Source organism: Gillisia limnaea DSM 15749, from assembly GCF_000243235.1.
Lineage (GTDB): Bacteria > Bacteroidota > Bacteroidia > Flavobacteriales > Flavobacteriaceae > Gillisia > Gillisia limnaea.
The window spans coordinates 325,086-348,079 of the sequence record NZ_JH594606.1 but is presented as its reverse complement, the minus strand read 5'-3'; the positions used below and the strand labels follow the sequence as shown (position 1 = coordinate 348,079).

The 22,994-nt window shown below is 39.5% G+C and carries 17 protein-coding genes; 7 read left to right on the top strand and 10 right to left on the bottom strand.

The window, feature by feature from the left end; genetic code table 11:
• Nucleotides 1-394: 394 nt before the first annotated feature.
• Together GILLI_RS03270 and GILLI_RS03265 are read left to right on the top strand one after the other, a co-directional pair.
• Nucleotides 395-1,630, top strand: coding sequence for a hypothetical protein (locus tag GILLI_RS03270; RefSeq protein WP_006987700.1), 1,236 nt, complete (start codon nucleotides 395-397; stop codon nucleotides 1,628-1,630).
• 83 nt (nucleotides 1,631-1,713) lie between these two features.
• Nucleotides 1,714-2,865 (top strand): glycosyltransferase family 4 protein, encoded by a 1,152-nt coding sequence (locus GILLI_RS03265; protein ID WP_006987699.1) that lies wholly within the window; start codon nucleotides 1,714-1,716, stop codon nucleotides 2,863-2,865.
• A gap of 1,022 nt (nucleotides 2,866-3,887) precedes the next feature.
• On the opposite strand, the gene GILLI_RS03260 is transcribed toward GILLI_RS03265, so the two are convergent.
• The 3 genes from GILLI_RS03260 to GILLI_RS18275 all read right to left on the bottom strand — a co-directional run bounded on the left by GILLI_RS03260 (nucleotide 3,888) and on the right by GILLI_RS18275 (nucleotide 8,447).
• Entirely contained in the window at nucleotides 3,888-6,914 is a 3,027-nt protein-coding gene (locus GILLI_RS03260; RefSeq protein WP_006987698.1) for an AAA family ATPase, read from the bottom strand.
• Nucleotides 6,911-8,134, bottom strand: coding sequence for an exonuclease SbcCD subunit D C-terminal domain-containing protein (locus GILLI_RS03255; protein WP_006987697.1), 1,224 nt, complete (start codon nucleotides 8,132-8,134; stop codon nucleotides 6,911-6,913). The genes GILLI_RS03260 and GILLI_RS03255 overlap by 4 nt, the downstream gene beginning before the upstream one ends.
• A 154-nt stretch (nucleotides 8,135-8,288) precedes the next feature.
• Nucleotides 8,289-8,447, bottom strand: coding sequence for a hypothetical protein (locus GILLI_RS18275; protein WP_156798629.1), 159 nt, complete (start codon nucleotides 8,445-8,447; stop codon nucleotides 8,289-8,291).
• A 769-nt stretch (nucleotides 8,448-9,216) separates the two neighbouring features.
• On the opposite strand from GILLI_RS18275, the gene GILLI_RS03245 reads away from it, so the two are divergent.
• The gene (locus GILLI_RS03245; RefSeq protein ID WP_006987695.1) at nucleotides 9,217-9,654 is read left to right on the top strand and encodes a transposase; all 438 of its coding nucleotides are present in this window, start codon (nucleotides 9,217-9,219) and stop codon (nucleotides 9,652-9,654) included.
• Nucleotides 9,655-10,154: 500 nt separating this feature from the next.
• Here GILLI_RS03245 and GILLI_RS03235 read toward each other — a convergent pair whose 3' ends face one another.
• From GILLI_RS03235 to GILLI_RS03225, 3 genes are all read right to left on the bottom strand, one after another.
• Nucleotides 10,155-10,976 carry a creatininase family protein gene (locus tag GILLI_RS03235; RefSeq protein WP_006987693.1) on the bottom strand — a complete coding sequence of 274 codons (822 nt, stop codon included), beginning with the start codon at nucleotides 10,974-10,976 and terminating at the stop codon, nucleotides 10,155-10,157.
• Nucleotides 10,977-11,076: 100 nt separating this feature from the next.
• On the bottom strand, nucleotides 11,077-12,486 hold the full coding sequence (nhaA, locus tag GILLI_RS03230; protein ID WP_006987692.1) for a Na+/H+ antiporter NhaA: 1,410 nt from the start codon (nucleotides 12,484-12,486) through the stop codon (nucleotides 11,077-11,079).
• A gap of 225 nt (nucleotides 12,487-12,711) precedes the next feature.
• Nucleotides 12,712-13,284, bottom strand: coding sequence for a pentapeptide repeat-containing protein (locus GILLI_RS03225; protein ID WP_006987691.1), 573 nt, complete (start codon nucleotides 13,282-13,284; stop codon nucleotides 12,712-12,714).
• Nucleotides 13,285-13,559: 275 nt separating this feature from the next.
• On the opposite strand from GILLI_RS03225, the gene GILLI_RS03220 reads away from it, so the two are divergent.
• Nucleotides 13,560-14,528, top strand: coding sequence for a carbohydrate kinase family protein (locus GILLI_RS03220; protein ID WP_006987690.1), 969 nt, complete (start codon nucleotides 13,560-13,562; stop codon nucleotides 14,526-14,528).
• Between the two features lie 39 nt (nucleotides 14,529-14,567).
• Here the strand turns inward: GILLI_RS03220 and GILLI_RS03215 are convergent, their stop codons facing one another.
• From GILLI_RS03215 to GILLI_RS03205, 3 genes are all read right to left on the bottom strand, one after another.
• Complete coding sequence (locus GILLI_RS03215; protein WP_006987689.1) at nucleotides 14,568-15,113, bottom strand: 2'-5' RNA ligase family protein; 546 nt, start codon at nucleotides 15,111-15,113, stop codon at nucleotides 14,568-14,570.
• Between the two features lie 236 nt (nucleotides 15,114-15,349).
• Nucleotides 15,350-16,570 (bottom strand): diaminopimelate decarboxylase, encoded by a 1,221-nt coding sequence (gene lysA / locus GILLI_RS03210; RefSeq protein ID WP_006987688.1) that lies wholly within the window; start codon nucleotides 16,568-16,570, stop codon nucleotides 15,350-15,352.
• A gap of 267 nt (nucleotides 16,571-16,837) precedes the next feature.
• The gene (locus GILLI_RS03205; protein WP_040506779.1) at nucleotides 16,838-18,016 is read right to left on the bottom strand and encodes an MFS transporter; all 1,179 of its coding nucleotides are present in this window, start codon (nucleotides 18,014-18,016) and stop codon (nucleotides 16,838-16,840) included.
• A gap of 404 nt (nucleotides 18,017-18,420) precedes the next feature.
• On the opposite strand from GILLI_RS03205, the gene sucC reads away from it, so the two are divergent.
• Nucleotides 18,421-19,614, top strand: a complete 1,194-nt coding sequence (gene sucC, locus GILLI_RS03200) for an ADP-forming succinate--CoA ligase subunit beta (RefSeq protein WP_006987686.1) — start codon at nucleotides 18,421-18,423, stop codon at nucleotides 19,612-19,614.
• A 185-nt stretch (nucleotides 19,615-19,799) separates the two neighbouring features.
• Here sucC and GILLI_RS03195 read toward each other — a convergent pair whose 3' ends face one another.
• A complete protein-coding gene (locus tag GILLI_RS03195) occupies nucleotides 19,800-20,051 on the bottom strand; it encodes a DUF1456 family protein (protein WP_006987685.1) in 252 nt (83 codons plus the stop codon).
• Nucleotides 20,052-20,263: 212 nt separating this feature from the next.
• Between GILLI_RS03195 and GILLI_RS03190 the strand changes: the two genes are divergently transcribed.
• Nucleotides 20,264-21,268, top strand: coding sequence for an aldose epimerase family protein (locus tag GILLI_RS03190; RefSeq protein WP_006987684.1), 1,005 nt, complete (start codon nucleotides 20,264-20,266; stop codon nucleotides 21,266-21,268).
• Between the two features lie 73 nt (nucleotides 21,269-21,341).
• On the top strand, nucleotides 21,342-22,931 hold the full coding sequence (locus GILLI_RS03185) for a solute:sodium symporter family transporter (protein WP_006987683.1): 1,590 nt from the start codon (nucleotides 21,342-21,344) through the stop codon (nucleotides 22,929-22,931).
• The last annotated feature ends 63 nt before the right edge of the window (nucleotides 22,932-22,994 follow it).

Below are 22,994 nucleotides of genomic sequence, written 5' to 3'. Positions count from 1 at the left end.
ACTCCATCACTCCATCACTCCATCACTCCATCACTCCATCACTCCATCACTCCATCACTCCATCACTCCATCACTCCATCACTCCATCACTCCATCACTCCATCACTCCATCACTCCATCACTCCATCACTCCATCACTCCATCACTCCGTTACTCCATCACTCCGTCACTCCTTTAAACATTATGTAAAATTTCCACACTTTTTTGTAGATTCCTTTAGAAATCCAATATTATTTAACAGATATTTTTTCTTCCCTCAAAAAATAAAAGCCTTTGAATGCCTTATACAGGCTTGTTAGCAAGCTTAGTATAGTTTAACGGGAAGTATTGCCGAAATTTTTATATTCTCTTGGATGCATAATTGCAACTGCTCTGAAAAAGAGAACAACAATACATGAATTTTGACACCGAACAGTTTTACGATATAGCTCAGGTAATTTTTTTAATTCCGTTTTTATATCTGCTTACCCAATATATTTTTAAGCAAATCAGGAATAAACACGATTTTTTCTCGGTAAAACTGATGAACAGATTGTTTTTCTATCATTTGTTCTTTGGAGCGGCTTATTACATTTACGCTCTTTTTAATCGGTCTGATTCTGCCAGGTATTATAGCGTACCCCAAAAAGAAGGAAAAGAATGGTTTGATTTTTTTGGGACAGAAACCACCTTTATAGATTTTATTTCTTATCCATTTATAAATGGTTTAGGCTTTAGCTATGAGATGATGATGCTGCTCTTTACCTGGATTGGTTTTATGGGTTTTGTGTTTGCATATTTGTTTTTTAAGGAAAATATTTCCCTGAATGTCACTGTTTTCAAACGGATAGATTTACTTACGCTTATCCTCTTTTTGCCCAACATGCATTTTTGGACGGCTTCCCTGGGAAAAGGATCTCTTATATTTCTTGGGCTGATGCTGTTTGCCTATTCTATCACCAAGGCTAAAACCAGGATCTTAGGTTTAATCTTGGGTTCCCTGTTTGTATTTTATATTCGTCCGCACATCTTCCTTTTGTTAGCCGTAGGCGCTTTGATTGGTTTTATGACCGGGAAGGAAAAAATCGCATGGAAAACGAAACTGACCGTATGTGGTGTACTTCTGGCCGGGTTGTTTTTAGTTCAGGATCAAATATTGGCAGTTGTTAATCTAACTAATTCCCAGAATTTAATTGCCGATTTTATTCAGTTCACATCTAACCGTTCGGAAGCTTTGGGCTCTTCAGGGTCTGGTGTAAATATGGCTGGATATTCCCTTCCTGAAAAGATCTTTACCTTTTGGTTCAGGCCATTGTTTTTTGATGCGCCAGGGATTTTAGGGGTAATCGTTTCAGTTGAAAATTTAATCTATATTTTGCTCTTTCTTAAAATATTTAGATTGAATTTCTTGAAATTCATTAAGAATGCTCCTGTTAATGTGAAAATGAGTTTAGTCTTATTTTTAATGACCTCTTTCGCAATGACTTTTGTGATGTCAAATTTGGGGATTATCATCAGGCAAAAATCTATGATCATGTATTTTCTCTTTTTTGTAATTTATTACTTCCTTGCACACGAGAAAAACCTCTCACTTGGTTTGAATATCAAGTCTTTATCGCATTCAAATAAAAGCTTACCCCAGGCAGCCTAATGGGATAAGATCCTATTGATGCAGGATTTGTAAAACAGGCTAAAAATAATGTTTACTTTTGTGGCTGTTTCTTAAAAACTAATATGCACAAACTCATCCGCATCACCACCATTCCTTTATCCCTTGAAAAACTCCTGGAAGGGCAACTGACTTTTATGGATCAATACTTTGAGGTGACGGCGGTTTCTGCAGAGAAAGAGCGTTTAGAAAAGTTTGGCCGGGATAATAAGGTGAATACCTTTTTGGTGGAAATGACCCGCGAGATCACTCCGTTGAAGGATTTAAAGGCGGTTTTTAAATTATATCGGTATTTCAAAAAGGAGAAACCTTTTATTGTTCATACCCATACCCCAAAAGCGGGGATCGTAGGAATGCTTGCGGCGAAATTAGCGGGTGTGCCCGTCAGGTTACATACAGTTGCAGGCCTTCCACTCATGGAAACTACAGGTTCGAAGAGAAAGATCCTGAATTTCGTCGAAAAACTCACTTATGCCCTTGCGACAAAAGTGTACCCGAATTCTAAAGGTTTATATGATATTATTCTGAAGGAAGGATTTGCTTCTCCCTCAAAATTGAAAGTTTTGGGCAAAGGCAGCTCAAATGGGATTGATACCACCTATTTTGATCCCTCAAAATATTCGGAAGAATTTAAAATGCAATTGAAGCAGGAACTCAATATTCCACAAGCAAATTTGGTGTTTGTTTTTATTGGCCGACTGGTTTCAGAAAAGGGGATCAATGAACTGATAAAGGCTTTCAGCAAATTGCACCAGTCAAATCCGGATTGTAACCTCCTCATGGTGGGCCCATTTGAACAGGAATTAGATCCTCTAACGCCTGAAACTCTCGATATTATGCAAACCCATCCGGGAATTATTTCGGTAGGTTACCAGCAAGATGTACGTCCTTACCTGGCAATTTCAGATGTACTCACTTTCCCGAGTTATCGAGAAGGATTTCCCAATGTGGTTATGCAGGCCGGAGCGATGAATTTACCGTCCATAGTTACTGATATAAATGGTTGCAATGAAATTATTTCTGAAGGTAAAAACGGATTAATAATCCCTGTAAAAGATGAAAATGCATTGAATTCTTCTATGTTGAACCTATTGAAAAATGAAGAGTTAAGATCGTCATTAGCCTCAAGGTCAAGGCCTGAAATCACATCAAATTATGAGCGCAGGGAATTTTGGAAGATTCTCTTGAACGAATACAGGAGTTTTTTGTCATTCTGAACGAGCTTTTGGGCGAGGAAGAGTCCCTACAGCTTGGGTAAGGTATGACTAGTGAAACCTTTATCGTTTTTTAAACATAATTTGTCCAATGAGTACGCAGGATTCTTCACTGCGTTCAGAACGACATACCCCGGTTTTTTTGTCATTCTGAACGAGTCTTTCTTTTTTGTCATTCTGAAAGAGCTTTTGGGCGAGGAAGAATCCCTAAAGCTTGAAGGGGTGCGGCCTTGTGAAAATGTTAAAGAATTTTCAAACTTCCGGTTTCCAAATAAAGTACCCAGCTGCGCAAAGTCTCATGACTTTGAGCCAGTCCTCACGTGTTGAAAATACGCACTTCCCAACCTCTCCCGAGGTTGAAATGATTATCTTTTAGTAACTATTATAACTTGATATCTTCCAACTCTTCAAAACATCTGCAACAGGATTATCAGCCAAAGTCAACTCTTCCATCGCACCATTACCGTGGATATAATTTGACGCAATGGATAAACATAATCTGATGCTCTAGTCACAAAACCAGAACGAACCTTTTTTTTAAAAATAAGAAAAAAGAATGATGTTATAACCAGAGTGTGATAAGAAGTCAGGAGACTTCAAGATGATTCCCGGTTTCTTTCGAAATTGCAGAAGGCGCGAGGTCATGAGACCTCACGCAGCGAAGCTAAGAATGAAATAGCGGGTTTTTTTTGTCATTCTAAACGAGACTTCCTTTTATTGTTATTCTGCATGAGTCTTTCTTTTTTGTCATTCTGAACGAGCTTTTAGAGCGAGGAAGAATCCCTATAGCGTGGGTAAGGTAGGACTAGTGAATCCTTTAGACATGATTCGTCCAATGAGTACGCAGGATTCTTCACTGCGTTCAGAATGACATACCGGTGAGTTTTTTGTCATTCTGAACGAGCTTTTGGGCGAGGAAGAATCCCTACAGCTTGAAGGGGTGCGGCCTTGTGAAAATGTTAAAGGATTTTCAAACTTCCGGTTTCCAAATAAAGTATCAAATCAATACGCCAACAAAGTAATTATTAACTCGATACATCAAGGGTACTGTATCCCTGTCCATGTCTTTTTAGCTGAATTTGTGTCGCGATACGTTCTTTTAAAGAATCTACATGGCTTATTATCCCAATTGTTTTGGAAGATTCAGATTGTAATTTTTCAAGCGTATCCAGGGTTTGATCCAGGGTCTCAGGATCCAGGGTTCCAAATCCTTCATCTATAAATAAACTGTTGATCTCTACGTTTCGTGAAGCCAGGTCCGAGAGTGCCAATGCCATGGATAAACTCAAAATAAAGGTTTCTCCGCCGGAAAGGGTTTTTACAGATCGCCGCTGCCCACCCATATGTTCATCGATTGCTACCAGGCCGTCATCTTCCTGCGCTGTAGGTTTATCGATCTTATAGCGGTCGCTAAGGTCGGCCAGCCTTATGTTTGCATGTTGCAGCAGCTGACTCAAACTCAAATCCTGCGCAAAATCATTGAATTTTTTTCCCTGTGAATCCCCAATAAGTTCATTTAGCAGCTTCCATCGCTTATTTTGTTTTTCCTTCTCTGCAATGCCGGCCTCCAGTTTTTCCAACTGTTCCCTGCGATCCTTGTCATTTTTCAATTTTCTTCGCAGGTCCTCACATTCTGATGTTATGCTTTGCAGCAGGGCATTGCATTGTTTTAATTCCGAAGTCAGCGCTTCAGCAGTTTTTTCAACATCCTGTTTTTGAAAATCCTGTAACTGTGTAGTAAGTAATTTGAGGGAGTTGAGATGAATGCCGAGATCATTTTTTATTTTTTCCCTTTGTGATCGCAACCGGTTGTAATCAAGTTCGGGTAGAAGTGCTTCCCGGGCTTCGGCAATTGTTACAAAATACTGATCTTTAACAAGCTCACTCAATTCCAGCTCCAGATTCCTGAAGATTTCTGTTTGTTCTTCAGTTCGGGTTTGCAGTTCTTTTAACTGATTTGTAAGTCCGGTATGATCTTGTTTTAAGGCGGACCATTTTTGCTGAAACTTGCCGCAATCCTTATGAATATCGGTTCCCAAATACAGTTTATCCAGTTCTGCCTTTGTTTCCACACCTTCACTTAATACTTTATTTAATTTAAGATGTATCAGCATCCCGATTTGGATCGCTTTTAACTTGCCGTTTTCTTTTTCATACTCTTCCAACAGTTTAAGCTGTGTCCTGTAATTCCTGAAAAGTTGTTCCCAAACCCTGTTTTCTTTCAGCTGAAATTGAGGGAATTCCTCTTCAAATTTAAATACATGAGATTTCAGTTCGGTTTCCAATACCGCTTTTTGGCTGTTGATCTCTCTTTGTCGCTCCTCAAAATGCTTAAAACTTGTGGTTGCAGCAGTTAATTTATCGGTCCAGGTTTTAAGATCTGCAGCGGTTTCAACGATTTTCTTTTGAAGGTCAGAATCCTGTTTTGGGAGCTCTTCGGCAAAGGGATGTTCAAAGGAACCGCATAAGGGACAAGCTTCCCCGTTAATTAAATGCGCGCGGTGCTCTTCTAAACTCGCTCTAAGTACCTGGTTGTGTTTTTCAAGATCCAGCTTATCCCGACGCTCTTTAAAAAGTTCGATCCGGTTTGTGGCAATCGCTATTTCTCCGGGAAAAGCAGCTATTTTAGGCAAAAGCAGTTCCGTTTCCTTGTCCAGTTTTTCAATATCTGCTACAGTCTTGTCAATCGTATCATGCTCTTGCTTTGCAGTGATCGCTTCTTCTAAACCCTTATTTAAACGCTGTTTTTCTGCTTCAGATCGCTCCAGATCTATATTTTTTAATTCTTTCTGAAATTCTTTTATCGCTTTTTCTGAAGCGTTTTTCAGTTCATTTAAAGTTTTCAGACTTACATCCGGATCTTTTTCATTTAAACTGAAGGAAACATTCTCCAGCTCTCTTTGTAGCTGAAGTTTAAGGGTTTTATATTCCGTAGATCGTTCTGCTCTTTTTTGCTGAAGATCGCTTACTTTTCTGCCGAAATGCTCCACTTCTTCTGAAATAGTATCCGAAGTTATTTCAGTTCCAATAAATTTTCCGGTGGATTCAAGACAATTTTTTTGCTCCTGAAGGTTTTTCTCAATACCTGCTCCTTTAATCTCTTTCTCCTCGTTTTTTCGCTGAAGCTCAATTTTTTGGTGGCTCCAGCTTCGGAGTTCTTCAGCGTAATTCTGAAGTTTTTCATGGTTTTTTAACCCTGGCCCAAATTCAGCATTAAACCGCTTAAAATTGTTTTCTTCGGCTTCTTTCTTTAATTCCAATACCCGTATCTCCTTTTCCCGGATTGTGATAGCTTCCTTTAATTCAATGTTTTTGCTAATGCTTTTTAGGGCAACTTCCAGGGGTTTGCTTTCCTGTTCTTTTTGCTGAAGTTCCTTTGTGATTTCTTGTTTTTTTTCATTTTCCAGCAGCTCATCTTTTATCACCAGGATTTTGTCCTGTTGTGCCTTGATCACTGCATTTACTTCCCTGAATTTTTCGAAAGCCTTGATTCCCAGTTGGCGGTACATTCCGGTTCCCGTGATCTTTTCCAGCAATTCCCCGCGTTCCTCTTTTTTAGCCCTTAAAAATTGGGCAAATTCACCTTGCGCAAGCAATACCGACTTGATAAACTGATTGTAATTTAACCCTATAAGTGCTTCATTGCTGGCCGGAACATCCGATTTTTTAAGATCCAGAAGTTCACCGCTGCCAACTTCAGCGATTTGCATCTCGTAATCCCTAAGGTTTCCGGTTCTTGCGGTGGAAATGCTCCAGGTGGAAGCGTATTCCCCGCTTTTGCATTCATAGGTTACCGTTGCGAATGCTTCTTTTTGGTTCCGGGTAAGAATCGCCCCTTTTTCTTCTATTTCTTTCCTGGAGATCTTCCCTAATCTGGGCACCTGGTTAAAAAGTGCCAGGGAGATCACATCCAGGATCGTACTTTTTCCGCTTCCGGTGGGCCCTGTGATTGCGAAGAGCGAACTCGTTGTAAAAGGAGCTTTGGTGAAGTCGATTTTATGGATTCCGCGAAGGGAATTGATGTTTTGGAATTCTATTTTCAGGATCTTCATAAAGTGGTATTTTCATCCAATTCAACTGCTTGCAACAATTCGTCAAAAGCACTCAGGATCTCCTGTTGCAATTCCGGGTTGTACTCGTGTTTTGTGATGAGTTCCAGGAATACATCCCGGGGTTTTAGGTCTTCCAGCTGCTGGGAATTTTTATAAAGATCGGCGGCACCTTTTAATTGTTGTTTAAAATCTGTTCGGTGTTTCACGATCTCAAATCCCGGTTTATCAAAACCTGTTATCAACTCATCAAAAAGGTATATTTTATCTGCATCGTACCGCTCTTCGGTTAAAATAACTTCTATCAAAGACTCCAGCTCTCCGGGATTTCCCAACGTATCCAGTTTTAGCTGAAGCTGTTCCAGGCTGCCGGTAATTTTCAAAAGTTTGCGAAAAGCGGGAACAGGAATGCTTTCCGGGATAAAGCCTTCTTCCGTTTTGAGCAATAATACCCTTTTTTCATCTTTTCGTTCACTAAAGGAAAGCGGAATAGGGGAGCCGCTGTAGTACGTTGGTACCTGTGATTTTACCTGCTGGGGTTTATGAATATGCCCCAGCGCGATGTATTGAAAATAATCCCCAAATTGATTGGCATCAAATGCCGCTAAATTTCCTATTTGGATATCCCTTTCACTGTCTGAAGTTTCAATTCCTGCAGCAAAAAGATGTCCCAGAGCGATAGCCGGAATCCCCGGAAACCTGTTGTTGCAAATTTCTGCTGCCTTTAAAAATGTGTTTTGAATTCCCTTTCGTAATGCCTCTATCCTGTCTGTATAAGTATGTCCGTCGGTAGCGCTGCGCAAATCGGCATCGCGAAGATAGGGCAGGGCAGCGATCACCAATTCCGGAATTCCGTTTTTGTTTGTGACGGGGATTATAGTGTTTTCAAGATCTTCGGGCAAGCCTCCAATCACGTGCATGTCCAGTTCACGCATCAGTTCCCGGGGGGCATCAAGCATTGCCGGGGAATCGTGATTTCCGCCGGTAAGGATGATCTTGCACTGCAATTTTCGGAGCTTCATCAAAGCACGATAGTACTGGTTTCTTGCTTCCGAAGAGGGATTTGCGAGATCGAAAACATCTCCGGATACCAGCAAAACTTCTACCTCATGAGATTCAATGATCTCACAAAGCCAGGTTATAAAAAGCTCAAAATCTTGTGAAAGATCGTGTTTGTGTAGTTTTTTACCAATATGCCAATCGGCGGTATGAAGGATCTTCATGAAAGAAAAGTATTTTTTTGATTGAAAACGGGAAAATTAAATCCCCCTTTGGAAGTGGAAATTTAAGAAATTAGACCGGGATTTTGAGCAGAAATTGGCTAAGTTTTCAGGAAACCGTTTGCTGCCAGGCAATGTAAAATCCTTTCGGAAATCATTAAATGGGACTTTTTATTTTTCCGGTTACAACCAGTGCAATTCCCGCTCCAATCAACATGCCATAAAGGAAACTATAGGTGTCGTCCAGTGCAAATCTTGCTGTAATTCCCACTATTAAGAGAATTATTCCTGTAATTCTGACTTTATTTATTTTCATTGGAGCTGTTTGATTTGGTGCCGGGTTTCTTAGATTTTTTTTTAAATTTTGAGCTGCAAAATTAATCGCGTAATGTAACATAATGTGTTTGTCAATCTGAACTTGTTTCAGGGTTGCACTCAATAATATGTTGGTTATCAGATGTTATTGAGATGCTGAAACGAGTTTAGCCTGGCGTTGTTCTTTTTTTTACTAATTGCGGACAATCAGAAAAAGAATGATTGAAGTCAGTTTTAACTGCCGAAACAGTTTGAATTTGAAGTTGGCTTTAGCCACATTTTTTACACAAGAGCAACTAAATTTTAAATATATTGGACATTTGGGTTGAATGAAAGTCATTTAGTTCAAACAAGAAACTACATTCACAATCAGGAAAATTACTATGCATGGAAATCATTCAAGAAAGAAATTGATATTTTCTTGAATAAATATGGATGGCAATATTTTCAGGAGTTATAAAAACAATGGGGCTAAAGCCCTGCTTTACATACTTCCTGGATCCCTGGCTAAAGCCAGCGGCAATGGATGACAAATATTTTTTACTTAATGTATTTTAATTGCATAAATAAATTGCTAAATTCCTTTAAATACAGTTTTAACTGAAATAAATTCAGATAAGGATAAGAGAATGATTGAAGTCAGTTAAAACTACCAGCGAATAGATACATAAAAAACATCTATTTCCGGCAGTTTTAACTGCCGGAACAGTTTGAATTTGAAATTGGCTTTAGCCATATTTTTTACACAAGAGCAACTAAATTTTAAATATATGAGTTGGGTTAGGATTTGGGTACATATGGTTTTTTCTACAAAGGATAGAGTTCCCTTTATGAATACTCCGGAACTAAGATCGGAAATATTTAAGCACATTAAAGAGAATGCTGAATCCAAAGGGATTTGGTTAGATTCTATAAACGGATATAATAACCATGTACACTGCCTTGTCTCTCTTGGCAAAGAAGACAGCATCAGCAAAGTAGCTCAACTTATTAAAGGTGAATCTTCTTATTGGATCAATAAGAGCTCTCTGACAAAACCAAAATTCATGTGGCAGGATGATTATTGGGCAGTTGGGTTGAGTGAAAGTCATTTAATTCAAACAAGGAACTACATTCACAATCAGGAAAAGCACCATACCCAGAAATCATTCAAGGAAGAAATTGATATTTTCATGAATAAATATGGATGGCAATATATTCAGGAGTAATAAAAAATGGGGCTAAAGCCCTGCTTTACACACTTCCTGGACCCCTGGCTAAAGCCATGGGCGATGGGCAAAATATTTTTTACTTAATGCATTTCAATTGCATAAATAAATTGCTAAATTCCTGTAAATACAGTTTTAACTGAAATAAATTGAGATAAAGATAAGAGAATGATGAAGTCAGTTTTAACTACCAGAGAATAGATACATAAAAAACATCCATTTCCGGCAGTTTTAACTGCCGGAAACAGTTTGAATTTGAAGTTGGCTTTAGCCACATTTTTCACATATGCAGGAGTGGTAAAAACAATGGGGCTAAAGCCCTGCTTTACATGCTTACTGGACCCCTGGCTGAAGCCAGCGGCAATGGATGACAAATATTTTTCATATAAGCAGGAGTGATAAAAACAATGGGGCTAAAGCCTTCTTTTACATACTTAGTGAACCGGCTGAAGCCAGGGGCAAAGGATGAAAAATATTTTTCAAATTTTTGAGCTGAAAAATTAATCGCCAAAAGCCAGTTCCCATTTTGCGATGGTATCTTCAATTAATTCACCAACCTTCTCAACTACTTTTTTGTAGTATTCGTCTGCTTTTTTCTGATCAAAATTGGGATAGCCTTCATTTTCCTTATAAAGCCCAATGGAGGAAGGAAAAGGAGTGGCAGCCCATGTTTTGTCCTTTGGATATGCGGTAGCCATATTTTTGTTGTAGCGCTTCTTATTCACCAAACCGGGATTGATAGCCTGAATAAATGCGGTTTCATTCAATCCGGCATGTCCGCCATCTTCTTTGAAAACTTCCATGGTCACATCGGCAGCAAAAGACCACCAGTTAATCACCAGGGTCCTCACATTTTTTTCATTAGCCACTTCAGCAGCAACAGCTTGCAGGACATCTGTTTGTCCGCCCCCGTGACCATTTAGAATGATAATATTTTTAAATCCGTTTTTGGCTAAACCTTCAAGAATTTCCTTTATAAAAGGCCTGTAGGCAGCTTCAGAAATTTCAAAAGCGCCGGGATATGCCGCCAGAGAGCCCGTCATTCCATAGGGAAGGGTAGGAGCAATCATCGCGTTTAAACCAGGAGCAAGTTCTTTTGCCATAGCTTGCGGAGCATCATTATCGGCACCATTATTTATTACTCCGTGGGGTTCCAGGGTTCCGGTGGGCAAAAAAACGGTATTGATCTTTGAGGGTACAAACTCCCCAAATTCCATCCAGTTGATATCGTTCATGTTCCTTGTGGAAATTTGAGATTCATTTGTCTGACTGAACAATGCCAGCTGGAAGGAAAGTGCAAGGATATAAAGGGTATATTTCATTGGTTATAATTGATTAATACCTTACAATATAACAACTTTGATTTCTCTAATACCTGTGCCTTCAGAATAATTATTCTCTTTTGTATTTCTGAAAAAATAATCAGGATGTTTTTTGAGGTTTCGTTTTTTTGGCAGTTCTTTCTTTGGGTTCACCTTTTGCAGGAACTTTCTTTGGTTTTTTGCTGATAAACCATAGGTATAAATATCCTGTAATTCCTGCCAGCAATGAAGCCACTAGAATTCCCATTTTGGCTTGTATCCTGAAATCTTCATTTATAAATGCGAGCTCGGTGATGAAAAAGGACATTGTAAAGCCTATTCCAGCCAGGATCCCCACACCGTAAACATGTTTCCAGGCTACTCCTTTAGGAAGTTGTGAGATTTTTAGAAAAACCATAAGTCTTGTGAAAAGGACTACTCCAACAAATTTCCCCAAAATAAGTCCTGAAACAACGCCAAGAGTCACCGGGCTTTGCAAAAAGGCAAATGACTCTGAAGTAAGAGTTACTCCGGCATTGGCAAAGGCAAACAGCGGGAGGATCACGAAACTTACCAGAGGATGCAGGGCATGCTCCAGCCGTTGCAATGGAGGTGTGGCATCTACGGTTAAGGAAGAAAATTTTTCTATCATATTGGTGATTTTATCCCTGTCTTCTTCATCATCAAACTCATCTTCCCGTGTTCTTTGAAGCTTTAGTTGCTTCTTAATTTGATAGGATAGTAATTTCACTTTTCTAAGAAACAAGGGAGCATTGATCTTTTTTGTAGAAGGGATTGCAAAAGCGGCGATTACAGCTGCGATAGTGGCGTGAACCCCGGAGAGCATAACTGCCATCCAAAGACCTCCAATTCCTACAATGGCATAAAAGATCGTGTTTCTAATCCCTACATAGTTTGCAGTGAACAATACGAGCAGAAAAAATCCGCCCATCGCAAGATTATCCATGGAAATATCGACTGTATAGAACAAGGCGATTACCAGCACAGCTCCAAGATCATCCACAATGGCCAGTGCGGTTAAAAACACCTTTAGCGTTAGGGGAACTTTGTCGCCCAGCAGGTATAAAAGTCCCAGGGCAAAAGCGATGTCGGTGGCCATCGGGATCCCCCATCCGGAAACAGCGGGCGATCCTGAGGTAAAAAAATAATAGATGAGTGCAGGGAAAAGCATACCGCCTATTGCCGCACCCACAGGTAAAGCCGCTCCCCGTAAGGTTGAAAGTTCGCCCTGCATGATCTCTCTTTTTAGTTCCAGTCCTACCATAAAAAAGAAAATGGACATAAGTCCATCGTTAATCCAGTGAAGCAGGTTTTTACTAAGCACAGCATCGTTAAAACCAAATTGGATGTATTGTTTCCAGAAACCATGATATTGGTCTGCCAGCGGAGAATTTGCAATTATCATTGCCAGTATAGCCGAAAAGATTAGGAGAAGACCAACAGAAGTTTGTTTTTCAATAAAACCTTTAATGGGAAGCAATAAATAAATATCCAGAGCAGACTTTTTCATAGGTAGCTATTTATTTTCTTAAAAGGTCATAATTCGCATATCTTCTTGGTATTTGTATCGTATTCAGGTCACTCTATGCTCATTTCATACTTAAAAAAATGAGTTGAAGAACTTGTTAATGCGAAATTCGCGGTATTAACTTTCACATCGCAATATAGGAATTGAAGTTAGAATTTTAAGCGGTTTCAAAAAATGACAAGAATCATATTTAAGGAAGAACCAAAACTATTCAATAGTGATGTGATACCGGTCTAAAAGTCCAGCGATATTAATTGCTGAAAACTTTGCATTCTTGATCCTGTTGAGTTCCGGATCGATGGAAAAATCACTGGCTGTCCGAAAATCTGATTTTTCAAGGATGGTATCTTCAAATACTGCCCCGCTCAGCTGGCATTTGTCAAAAATCGAATCCCGAAGATCGGTTTCGGTGAAATCCACCTGTTCCAGTTTACAGGAAATAAATTTTGTGTTTTTAATTTTCAGACCGTAAAAGGAAGAAAAATCAAGGATGGATTCTTCAAAAGAAAACGATAGCAAAAATGGATTGCATTGGTCAAAACGAACGCCTAACAATTTGCAATTTTTAAAGCCCACATCCCGGAAAGTGGCATTTTTCAGTAAAACCATACTAAGATCGCAGTTTTCAAATTTACATTCTGAAAATGTGAAAGAAGAGAGGTTGGTACTTACAAAACTGCATTGGTTGAAATTACAGTTTTCATATTCTCCCAAAGCCAATCCCTTCAAGGAATAATTTTCAGACTGAAACGAACTATTTTCTATAAATTTTGTGCTCATTTGGAAAAAATAGGGAATTTAAATAAATCAGAAAAACGATTTTCTTCAGCAACGAAGATAAGAAGTTGTTTTTATCTTTTTTAAGCGAGATCGTAAATTGAGGCTTCTGTTTTTTTTATTTACGCATTTTTCTACCCCAAATTTAATTATATTTGAGAAGTTAGTTTTTAAGAATGAAAAAAATGAGATCTTTTAAATTAAGATTCCTCATCTTATTTCACTTCTTCTTTCAGGTCGATCTTTATTTTGTACCTGGTTAAAATCAGCAATTAATTATGAGTAAAATTAAAATAGCTACCGTAGGACCCATTCCAAGAGATACTATAATTACCCACAAAGGAGAGGTTATTAAAAAATACGGATGTATTACACACCCCACTATTGCCCTTTCGAAGTTACTTGGGGATGATGGGCTTGTTTTTCCTGTTACCCACATCAATAAGGAGGATGAACAACCTATTAAAGAGCTTTTTGAACCATATCCTAATATAAGTACAGCGGGTCTATTTACCCATCACGACAGGGGAACTATTATAGAATTGAAATTTCTGGACCAAAATAACCGGGAGGAAAAACAACTTTCAAAAATGGCTCCAATTATGCCGGAGGATGTAAAACCCTTTTTGGATGTAGATGCTTTTGTGTTTGTTCCGGTTACCGATTTTGAAATAGACCTGGAAACATTGAAGTATATCAAGGAAAACTCTAAGGCAATCATTATTTTTGATGCTCATGGCCCTACTTCCCGGGTGGATGAAAACGGGGTTAGAGTTCGGCAATTATGGAAGGATAAAAATGACTGGCTTCCCTACATAGACGTTCTTAAAATGAACCTGGAGGAATCCCAGTTTAGCTGGTGCCAGGATGAAAAAATCCTAAATAATTATGATGATCAGTACACAGATCATCTGGATGATTTCGCGGAATATGCACTCTCCAAAAATGTGAATACCTTATACATCACCCTGGATTCCAGGGGCTGTTTGTCCTATCACAAAGAAAATGGGGAAACCCGAAAGGAATTTATAAAATCTGTTTGGGTGGATAATGTGGTGGATACTACGGGCTGTGGTGATAGTTTCGCTGGCGGACTTGCTTATGGGTTAGCTTTATACAAAGACAGGATAAAAGCCGCTCAATATGCCAATTTGATGGGAGCATTAAGAACTCAGGGCGCAGGATTTGATGTGTTTAAAGACAAGGAGGAATCTGATAAAATAATTGAGGAATATTATTATTCTTAGAGTTTTTTGATTGGTCCACTCGGCTTAAAATTCTATAAGTCACACAGGATTCGCAAATTCAAATTCCTTAAAAATATCCCAGTTTTTTCCATTGTGTTTTAAAAGAAAGATGCTCGTTGCCTGAAAGGAATCCTGAAATTCCCGGTCTTTAAAATCGGCCCAGGCGAGTGGGAAGTTGCGGTGACCCAGGTCCCGGGATGCTAGGGTAAAGTGGGGATGAATTTCAGTTGCTTTTTCGTGATCTTTTAAATTGAGATGAATGGAAAGCTTGTTCTGCAATTTTTCAAAGACTTCAATTACCGGCTGTTTGGTTTCAACATCGGCAAAGATTACCCGGTTGGAAAATTTTCTAAATCCGGATACAACTACTCCAAAATTATGTTGTTTTGAGGCAAAATCTTTCAGCAGTTCTAGAAGGCCGGATTCCTCTTTATCGTTGATTCGGAAAGGGATTTGCAGAGTGATATGGGCGGGAAGTTTAAGTGCGTTTTTGGCTCCATATTTATCTGCGATTTCCAGCTTCAATATCCAAATCCGTTCACAAAGTGCTTCAGGAGGAATTAAAGCGATAAAATAAAAGCCCATAGAAGATAAAATTTCAGGTTATTTCGGAAAAGAGTCAAGAACAGAGAAAATAGAGAATTGGAAAGAGAATTCCTAAAAAATATTCGTGCATTCGTGGCTAAAAGATAGAATCACTAAAATTAGAAAAGATTATTTTCTGCGAGAATCGGCGAGATCTGTGGGAGATAAACTATCGGCAAAAAAATAAATCGCAATACTACTAATATTTCCTCTTAAAAATCAGCTAATTTTTCCTGTTAAGCTTCGACTTTGTCAAAATTCATTTCCACCTGATGCCTTAAAAGATCTTCAAAATCCTCACGCTCCCGTATCAAATGAGCTTTTTCATTATACCATAATACTTCGGCTGGGCGGTAGCGGGAATTGTAATTGCTGGCCATGGTGAAACAATAGGCTCCGGCATTGCTAAACGCGAGAAAATCACCTTCCTTGATCTCAGAGATCCTTCGGTTGGTAGCAAAAGTATCGGTCTCGCAAATGTAACCTACCACAGAGTAAAAACGTTGTTTTCCCTCTGGATGCGAAATATTCCTTATCTCGTGTCGGGATCCGTAAAGCATTGGCCTTATCAAATGATTGAATCCGGAATCTATCCCGGCAAAAACCGTAGAAGTGGTTTGTTTGATCACATTCACCTTTGCCACAAACTGCCCGGCCTCGCTTACCAGGAATTTTCCCGGCTCGAAAGCAAGGGTAAGTTCCCTGCCATATTCTTCACAAAAGGATTTGAATTTCTTGCTTAGTTTCTCACCCAGTTCTTCAATATTGGTCTCGATATCACCTTCTTTATAAGGGACTTTGAAGCCGCTTCCAAAATCCAGAAATTCTAGGTCTTTGAAATGCTTGGCGGTATCAAAAAGGATCTCCGATGCATATAAAAACACTTCAATGTCCAGAATATCGCTCCCCGTATGCATATGGATCCCGTTAATATTCATCCCGGTATTTTCCACGATACGAAGTAAATGCGGGATCTGGTGAATGGATATCCCGAATTTTGAATCGATATGCCCCACAGAAATATTGGTATTCCCACCAGCCATTACATGCGGATTGATCCTTATGCACACCGGAACTTTGGGATGCCGGGCGCCAAATTGTTCCAGGATAGATAAATTGTCGATATTGATTTGTGCCCCAAGTTTGGTGACTTCCTCAATTTCTTCCAGGGAAACCCCGTTGGGTGTGTAAATGATTTTTGATGGATCAAAACCTGCTTTCAATCCTAATTTCACCTCCTGAATACTAACCGTATCCAGACCGGAACCCATTTTGTTCATCAGTTTTAATATGGAGATATTGGAGAGTGCCTTCGCAGCATAATTGATGCGGAGCTTTGCTATTTCTGAAAAGGCATTGGTTAATCGCTCATGCTGAAACATGATTTTTTCAGCATCATACACATACACCGGACTTCCAAATTCGTTCGCTATAGCACTTAGGTTTTGATCTTTCATTTTATTTAAATTTAATCCCAGCAGTGGGTTAGTTTCCCGACGCCTGCCCGTCCAATTCGGGTGGGATTTCATCGGGAAAACGGATGTTTCTACCATTTACACACCTCGTGAGTTCGCTCCGGGATAATTGTTTGGTGGGCAAAAATAATTTAGATTTTTAATTATCTGCAAGTAATGTCAAAAAATAACATAATTCGTATAATTGTGTAAAACCTAACAATACCTTATCATCATTAAAATTTGAGCATAAATGGGTTTTGGCACCTATTATTCAAAGGCTAATACGGCTTGTTCTTTTTCTCTTTTTTTCCGCATCAAAATAATTCCCAGCGCAATAAATACTCCGGTTCCGGCCATTGCAGCTCCTACAAGCGTTGCAGATCCTATACCGTACCCCATTGCAATTGGTAAGCCCGCAAAATAAGCTCCACTAGCATTCCCAACATTAAAGGCACTCTGGTTAAGGGAGGAGCCAAGCATTTCAGATCCTTTTGCTGTGGTGATCATCGCCATTTGAATTGGGGTAGCAAGACAAAAAGCAAAAGTGCTTATTAAAAAGGTCAATACCAGCACAGCGATTTTATCATCTGCAAAGAAGGTATTGCTAAGCAGCAAAATAACCATTATGATAAGTGTGATAACTACAGCATTGATGGGGGAGTATTTTTCAGCAAGTTTGGCACCTATAAAATTACCCACAACCATACCAATTCCTGCCAGTATCATTACATAACTTACCATTCCTGCCGGATGTCCGGCTACATCGGTTATTAGGGGAGCAATATAACTGTACCACGCGAAAAATCCTCCGGTACCAATGGTTGTAAGAAAGAAAACCATCCATAATTCGCCCCGCTTTAAAACTTTAAGATCTTTTCGCAGGCCGTTGGAAGATGATTTTGGCAGTACGGGCATCCAAAATTTTACTCCAAGTACCGCAAATACCCCAACTACTCCAACAGCCATAAATGAAACTCCCCAGCTAAAATGCTGGCCTAAAAAAGTGCCTAATGGAACTCCCAATACATTGGCAAGGGTTAATCCGGTAAACATAATAGCGATTGCCTGAGCGGATTTTCCGGGTTTAGCCAGTTTTCCGGCTACTACAGCTCCAATACCAAAAAAGGCACCGTGCGGCAATCCCGATAAAAACCGAACCGCCATTAAAGTATTGTAACTATTTGCAAAGCCGGAAAGGGTGTTGAATATGGTAAACCATACCATTAACCACATTAGGATTTTATGGGCCGGCCATCTTCCTGCTATCCCGGTAATAAGAGGTGCTCCTACCACTACTCCAAGTGCATAGGCAGAGATGAAATGCCCTGCCTGTGGAATGGTTATTTTTAGATCTTCTGCAACATTGGGAAGGATCCCCATAATAACAAATTCTGTCATTCCAATCCCAAACCCTCCAATGGCTAATGCTATAAGTGCTTTCTTCATTTTAACCTTTCTTTCTTTTTCATACCTCTGGAGCTCGCTCCCGGGTAATTGAGAATGCAAAAATAATGGAGATACTTAAGCAAGTATCATTTTTTTGGAAAAAATCACTAAAACGATATAGAGAAAATATCAGTAAAAATGGGGTCTTTCAAACTTTTAAGGCAGAATTTCTCCACATTTGAGTTGAAAATTTTAAGATTTCAATCATTTTATTTAACAATAAATTCCTTTTAAAATTCATTTTTCCGGTTCCATTTGGTAAAATAAATAGAGGACCGGACTATGAATTGGGATCAAAAATAGAAGCAAACCCTCTGGAAATCATAATTTCAAAAAAGATTGGTTCATCTTATTACATTTATTACTTTTGTCAACCGTATTAATTACTGAAGAAAAAGCAGATTATGAACATACACGAGTATCAAGGAAAAGAAATTTTAAGCAGCTTTGGCGTACGCATTCAGCGTGGTATTGTTGCTCATAACGCAAAAGAAGCAGTAGATGCTGCCAAGGAACTTACCGCACTAACCGGAACAGGTTGGCATGTGATTAAAGCACAGGTTCACGCCGGTGGCCGTGGAAAAGGTGGTGGAGTGAAAATAGCCAAAAATCTGAAAGAAGTTGAAGACATCACCGGACAAATCATCGGGATGGACCTTGTAACTCCTCAAACTTCTGCGGAAGGGAAAAGGGTACACCAGGTTTTAATTGCTGAAGATGTTTATTACCCGGGAGCGAATGAACCCGAAGAATATTATATGTCTGTTTTATTGAACCGTAGTACAGGTCGTAATATGATCATGTATTCTACCGAAGGTGGGATGGATATAGAAACTGTTGCTGAAGAAACTCCTGAATTGATCTTTACCGAAGAAATTGATCCTTCGGTAGGTTTAATGCCTTTCCAGGCAAGAAGAATTGCTTTTAATCTTGGATTAAGCGGAAATGCTTTCAAAGAAATGACCAAATTTGTGATGGCTCTTTACACGGCTTTCGATAAATCTGATTCTTCTTTATTTGAAATCAATCCGGTTTTAAAAACCAGTGATGATAAAATTATGGCAGTTGATGCCAAGGTTACCATAGATGACAACGCTTTATTCCGTCATAAAGACTATGCAGAAATGAGGGATATTCGCGAAGAGAATCCTGTGGAAGTAGAAGCTAAAAGAGTTGGTCTTAACTATGTGGATCTTGACGGAAACGTGGGTTGTATGGTAAATGGTGCCGGTCTTGCAATGGCAACTATGGACCTTATCAAGCAGGCGGGTGGTGAACCAGCAAACTTCCTTGATGTAGGTGGTACTGCAGATGCAAAGCGTGTGGAAGAAGCATTAAGACTTATCCTGAAGGATGACAAGGTAAAAGCAATCCTTATCAATATTTTTGGTGGAATTGTACGTTGTGACCGAGTAGCTCAGGGTATTGTAGATGCCTGTAAAAATATGGGGGATGCGGTAAAAGTGCCAATCATCGTTCGTTTACAGGGAACCAATGCCGATATCGCTAAAGAAATTATCGACAATAGCGGATTCAACTTTTTCAGCGCTACCGAATTTCAGGAAGCTGCAGATAAGGTTCAGGAAGCTCTTAAATAAGAAGTATAGCATTCCTATATAATCAATAAAAAATCCCGGAATTTCCGGGATTTTTTATTGATTATAAGTATAATTCTGCATGGTTTTGTCCCCAAGTCACCTCGTCACCTCGTCACTCCGTCTATCCTTCACCCCATCACTTCGTCACTCCATCACCTCCATCACCTCATCAATCCGTCACTCCGTTACTTCGATTCCCCATCACTCTTCTTCGGCATCACCCCACGTTTATGGATCACAAGTCCATTTAGAAAATTCCTGAGGAACTGGTCTCCGCATTCCATGTATTTTGGATGGTCCTCTGCCCGGAAGATAGCTCCCAGTTCGCTTTTTGTTACCTTGAAATCTACCAGGGCACAAATTTCTACTATATCGTCATCACGCAATTTAAGCGCAACCCGCAGTTTTTTGAAAATGTCGTTGTTTGATAATGCCATAGCTGCAAAAGTAAGATTTTTTGAAAAATATTCAGGTAACCTTGTTTTGTTTTTTGACTGGATGTATTTTTCGCTTCAGGATAGAAAGAAGTGCTTAAAACTAATTTTAAAATCCCCTGAAAAATCCTTTTCTTTGGAAGACGTATCCCAGAGGAATTCATTTCAGAAGAAATCTATGGAAAATAGTCCCACTTTATAATATACCCCGGTTAATGAATCAAACTTCAAATCCTTCCGCGGAAGATTTAAAGATCTACACCCTCAAAAATGTTGAGGGAACACAACTTCAGATCCTGAACCTGGGAGCTTCGGTATTCAGTTTATTCATAAAAGATAAAAACGGGAAGCCTTTAAATGTAGTGGTGGGTCCTAAAAATACTGAAGATTATATATCTGAAAAATATGCTGAAGAAAACAGGTGTTTTGGGGCATCGGTGGGAAGATATGCCGGAAGGATCTCCAACGGAAGCTTTCAGCTAAAAGGTAAAACCTTTGAGCTTTATCAGAAAAACGGCGCGCATCTTCATGGCGGATTTCGCGGATTTCAACATAAAATATGGAAACTTGAAGCTGAAAATTCAGGAACAGATCCTTCACTTATTTTCAGTTGTATTTCTGAAGATGGGGAAGAGGGTTATCCGGGAAGACTTGAAATTGAAGTGAAATATACGTTGAAATCTAAAAATGAAATTATTATTGAATACAAGGCTTCAACTAATAAAAGCAGCCCGGTAAACCTCACCAATCACACCTATTTTAATTTGAGCGGAAAAGGCAGCGTAAGCGATCATCAGCTTTGTATTAAAGCCTGGAATATTCTGGAAGTAGATGAAAAATTAATGCCGACAGGTAAATTGCTTCCGCTTGAAGAACATCCCAAAAATTTTTCTTATGTAAAAGAAATTGAACAATTAGAAGTAGATGACACTTTTGTGCTGAATAATAATACCAGGATCGCAGCCTCACTGTACTCTCCGGAAACAGGAATTGAAATGCAGGTGGAAACCAATCAGCCTTCAGTAGTGGTTTATATTCCGAAGCAATTACCGCGAATATGGCAGTATCAAACTGAAATCTCCGATGCTTTTCCATCTGTATGTATGGAGACCCAGAATTTCCCGGATGCTCCCAATCACGATAATTTTCCAAAGTCTATTCTGGAACCCGGGGAAAAATATTTAAATCGTTCGGTATTTAAATTCAGAATAAGAGACTGAGAATTATAAATGTAAAAAATACATTTATTAGATATAAAATTTTATATTTAGCAAAAATTTAAAAGTAGAAAGTATGGTTGGAATTTTATCTTTCATTGGATTTACCGCTTTGGTAGCGATTATTGCTTATTGGTCTACCCGTAAAACAGATGAAAATTCCAGCGATGGTTATTTCCTGGGGGGAAGAAGCCTTACTGCAGGCGTAATTGCCGGTTCTGTGTTGCTTACCAATCTTTCAACAGAGCAAATTGTAGGTTTAAACGGGCAGGCCTTTTCCGAAGGTATCCTTGTGATGGCCTGGGAAACCCTGGCTGCCATCGCTATAGTAATCACTGCACTGTTCCTGTTGCCGCGGTATTTAAAAGGCGGGCTCACAACGGTCCCGCAGTTTCTGGAAAGACGGTATGATAAAATGACAAAGACGCTGGTTTCAGCCTTGTTCCTTTCCGGTTATATGATCATTTTTTTACCCATTGTTTTATATTCCGGAGGTTTAGCCCTTAGCACTATGTTTGGGATTCCCGGGATGCTGGGGGTTTCTGAAAACACCGCACTCTGGCTCTCTGTATGGGGAATAGGGATCATAGGTTCCATCTATGCCATTTTTGGCGGATTAAAAGCGGTGGCGGTTTCAGATACTGTAAATGCGATAGGTTTATTGATAGGTGGTCTTATGATCCCTGTTTTTGGTCTTATGGCCATAGGGGATGGGGGCATCATCAACGGACTCGAAGTTCTTGTGGATTCCAATCCTGAAAAATTCAATTCCATTGGTGGACCGGATGCTTCAGTGCCTTTTACTACCATATTTACCGGAATGATGTTGGTTCAGCTTTTTTACTGGGGAACCAATCAGGCTATTATTCAGCGGGCACTGGCAGCAAAAAATCTAAAAGAAGGGCAAAAAGGGCTTATGCTGGCGGCCTTCATTAAAATTCTTGGGCCAATAATGGTTGTACTCCCAGGAATTATCGCCTGGCACCTGTTCGAGGGAAAGCTTGAAAATGCAGATCAGGCTTATCCGGCACTTGTAAATGCAGTTTTGCCTGCACCTTTGATAGGATTTTTTGCCGCGGTTTTATTTGGCGCTATCCTAAGTTCATTCAACAGTGCGCTCCAAAGTTCGGTGACCCTTTTTGGGGTAGATATTTATAAGCAGTATTTCAATCAGGAAGCTACAGAACGTACAGTTGTGAAAAAAGGAAAACAGTTTGGGATCCTGCTGGCCATTTTGTCCATGTTTATCGCTCCCTTGATCGTAAATGCCCCCATGGGACTTTTTGGGTATCTCCAGGAGGTTAACGGAGCGTATAGTATCCCAATTCTTACCATTGTGATTGTTGGATATTTGACGAAACGCATTCCGGCTTTAGCCGCGAAAATCGCCATTCTTAGCGGGGTAGGATTTTACCTCATTTACTTATTGCTGAAATACTTTGTGATGGAGGAAGGTGCACTGCCTCACTATTTACACGTGATGGCCATTTTGTTCGTGATGAATGTGATAATTATGATACTCATTGGGAAATGGAAACCAAATCCGGTTGCTTATATTGAGGATTATACCAAGCAGGTGGATATCAAGCCTTGGAAAGCTGTAAAGCCTGTAGGATTAGGAATTGTTACTTTGGTGATCTTTATCTACATCTACTTTGCCCAATAAGAATACTATAGGGTAGTTCTGGTTTGGAAAGATATATTTGGTGAAGGAGGACGTGCTTTTTTA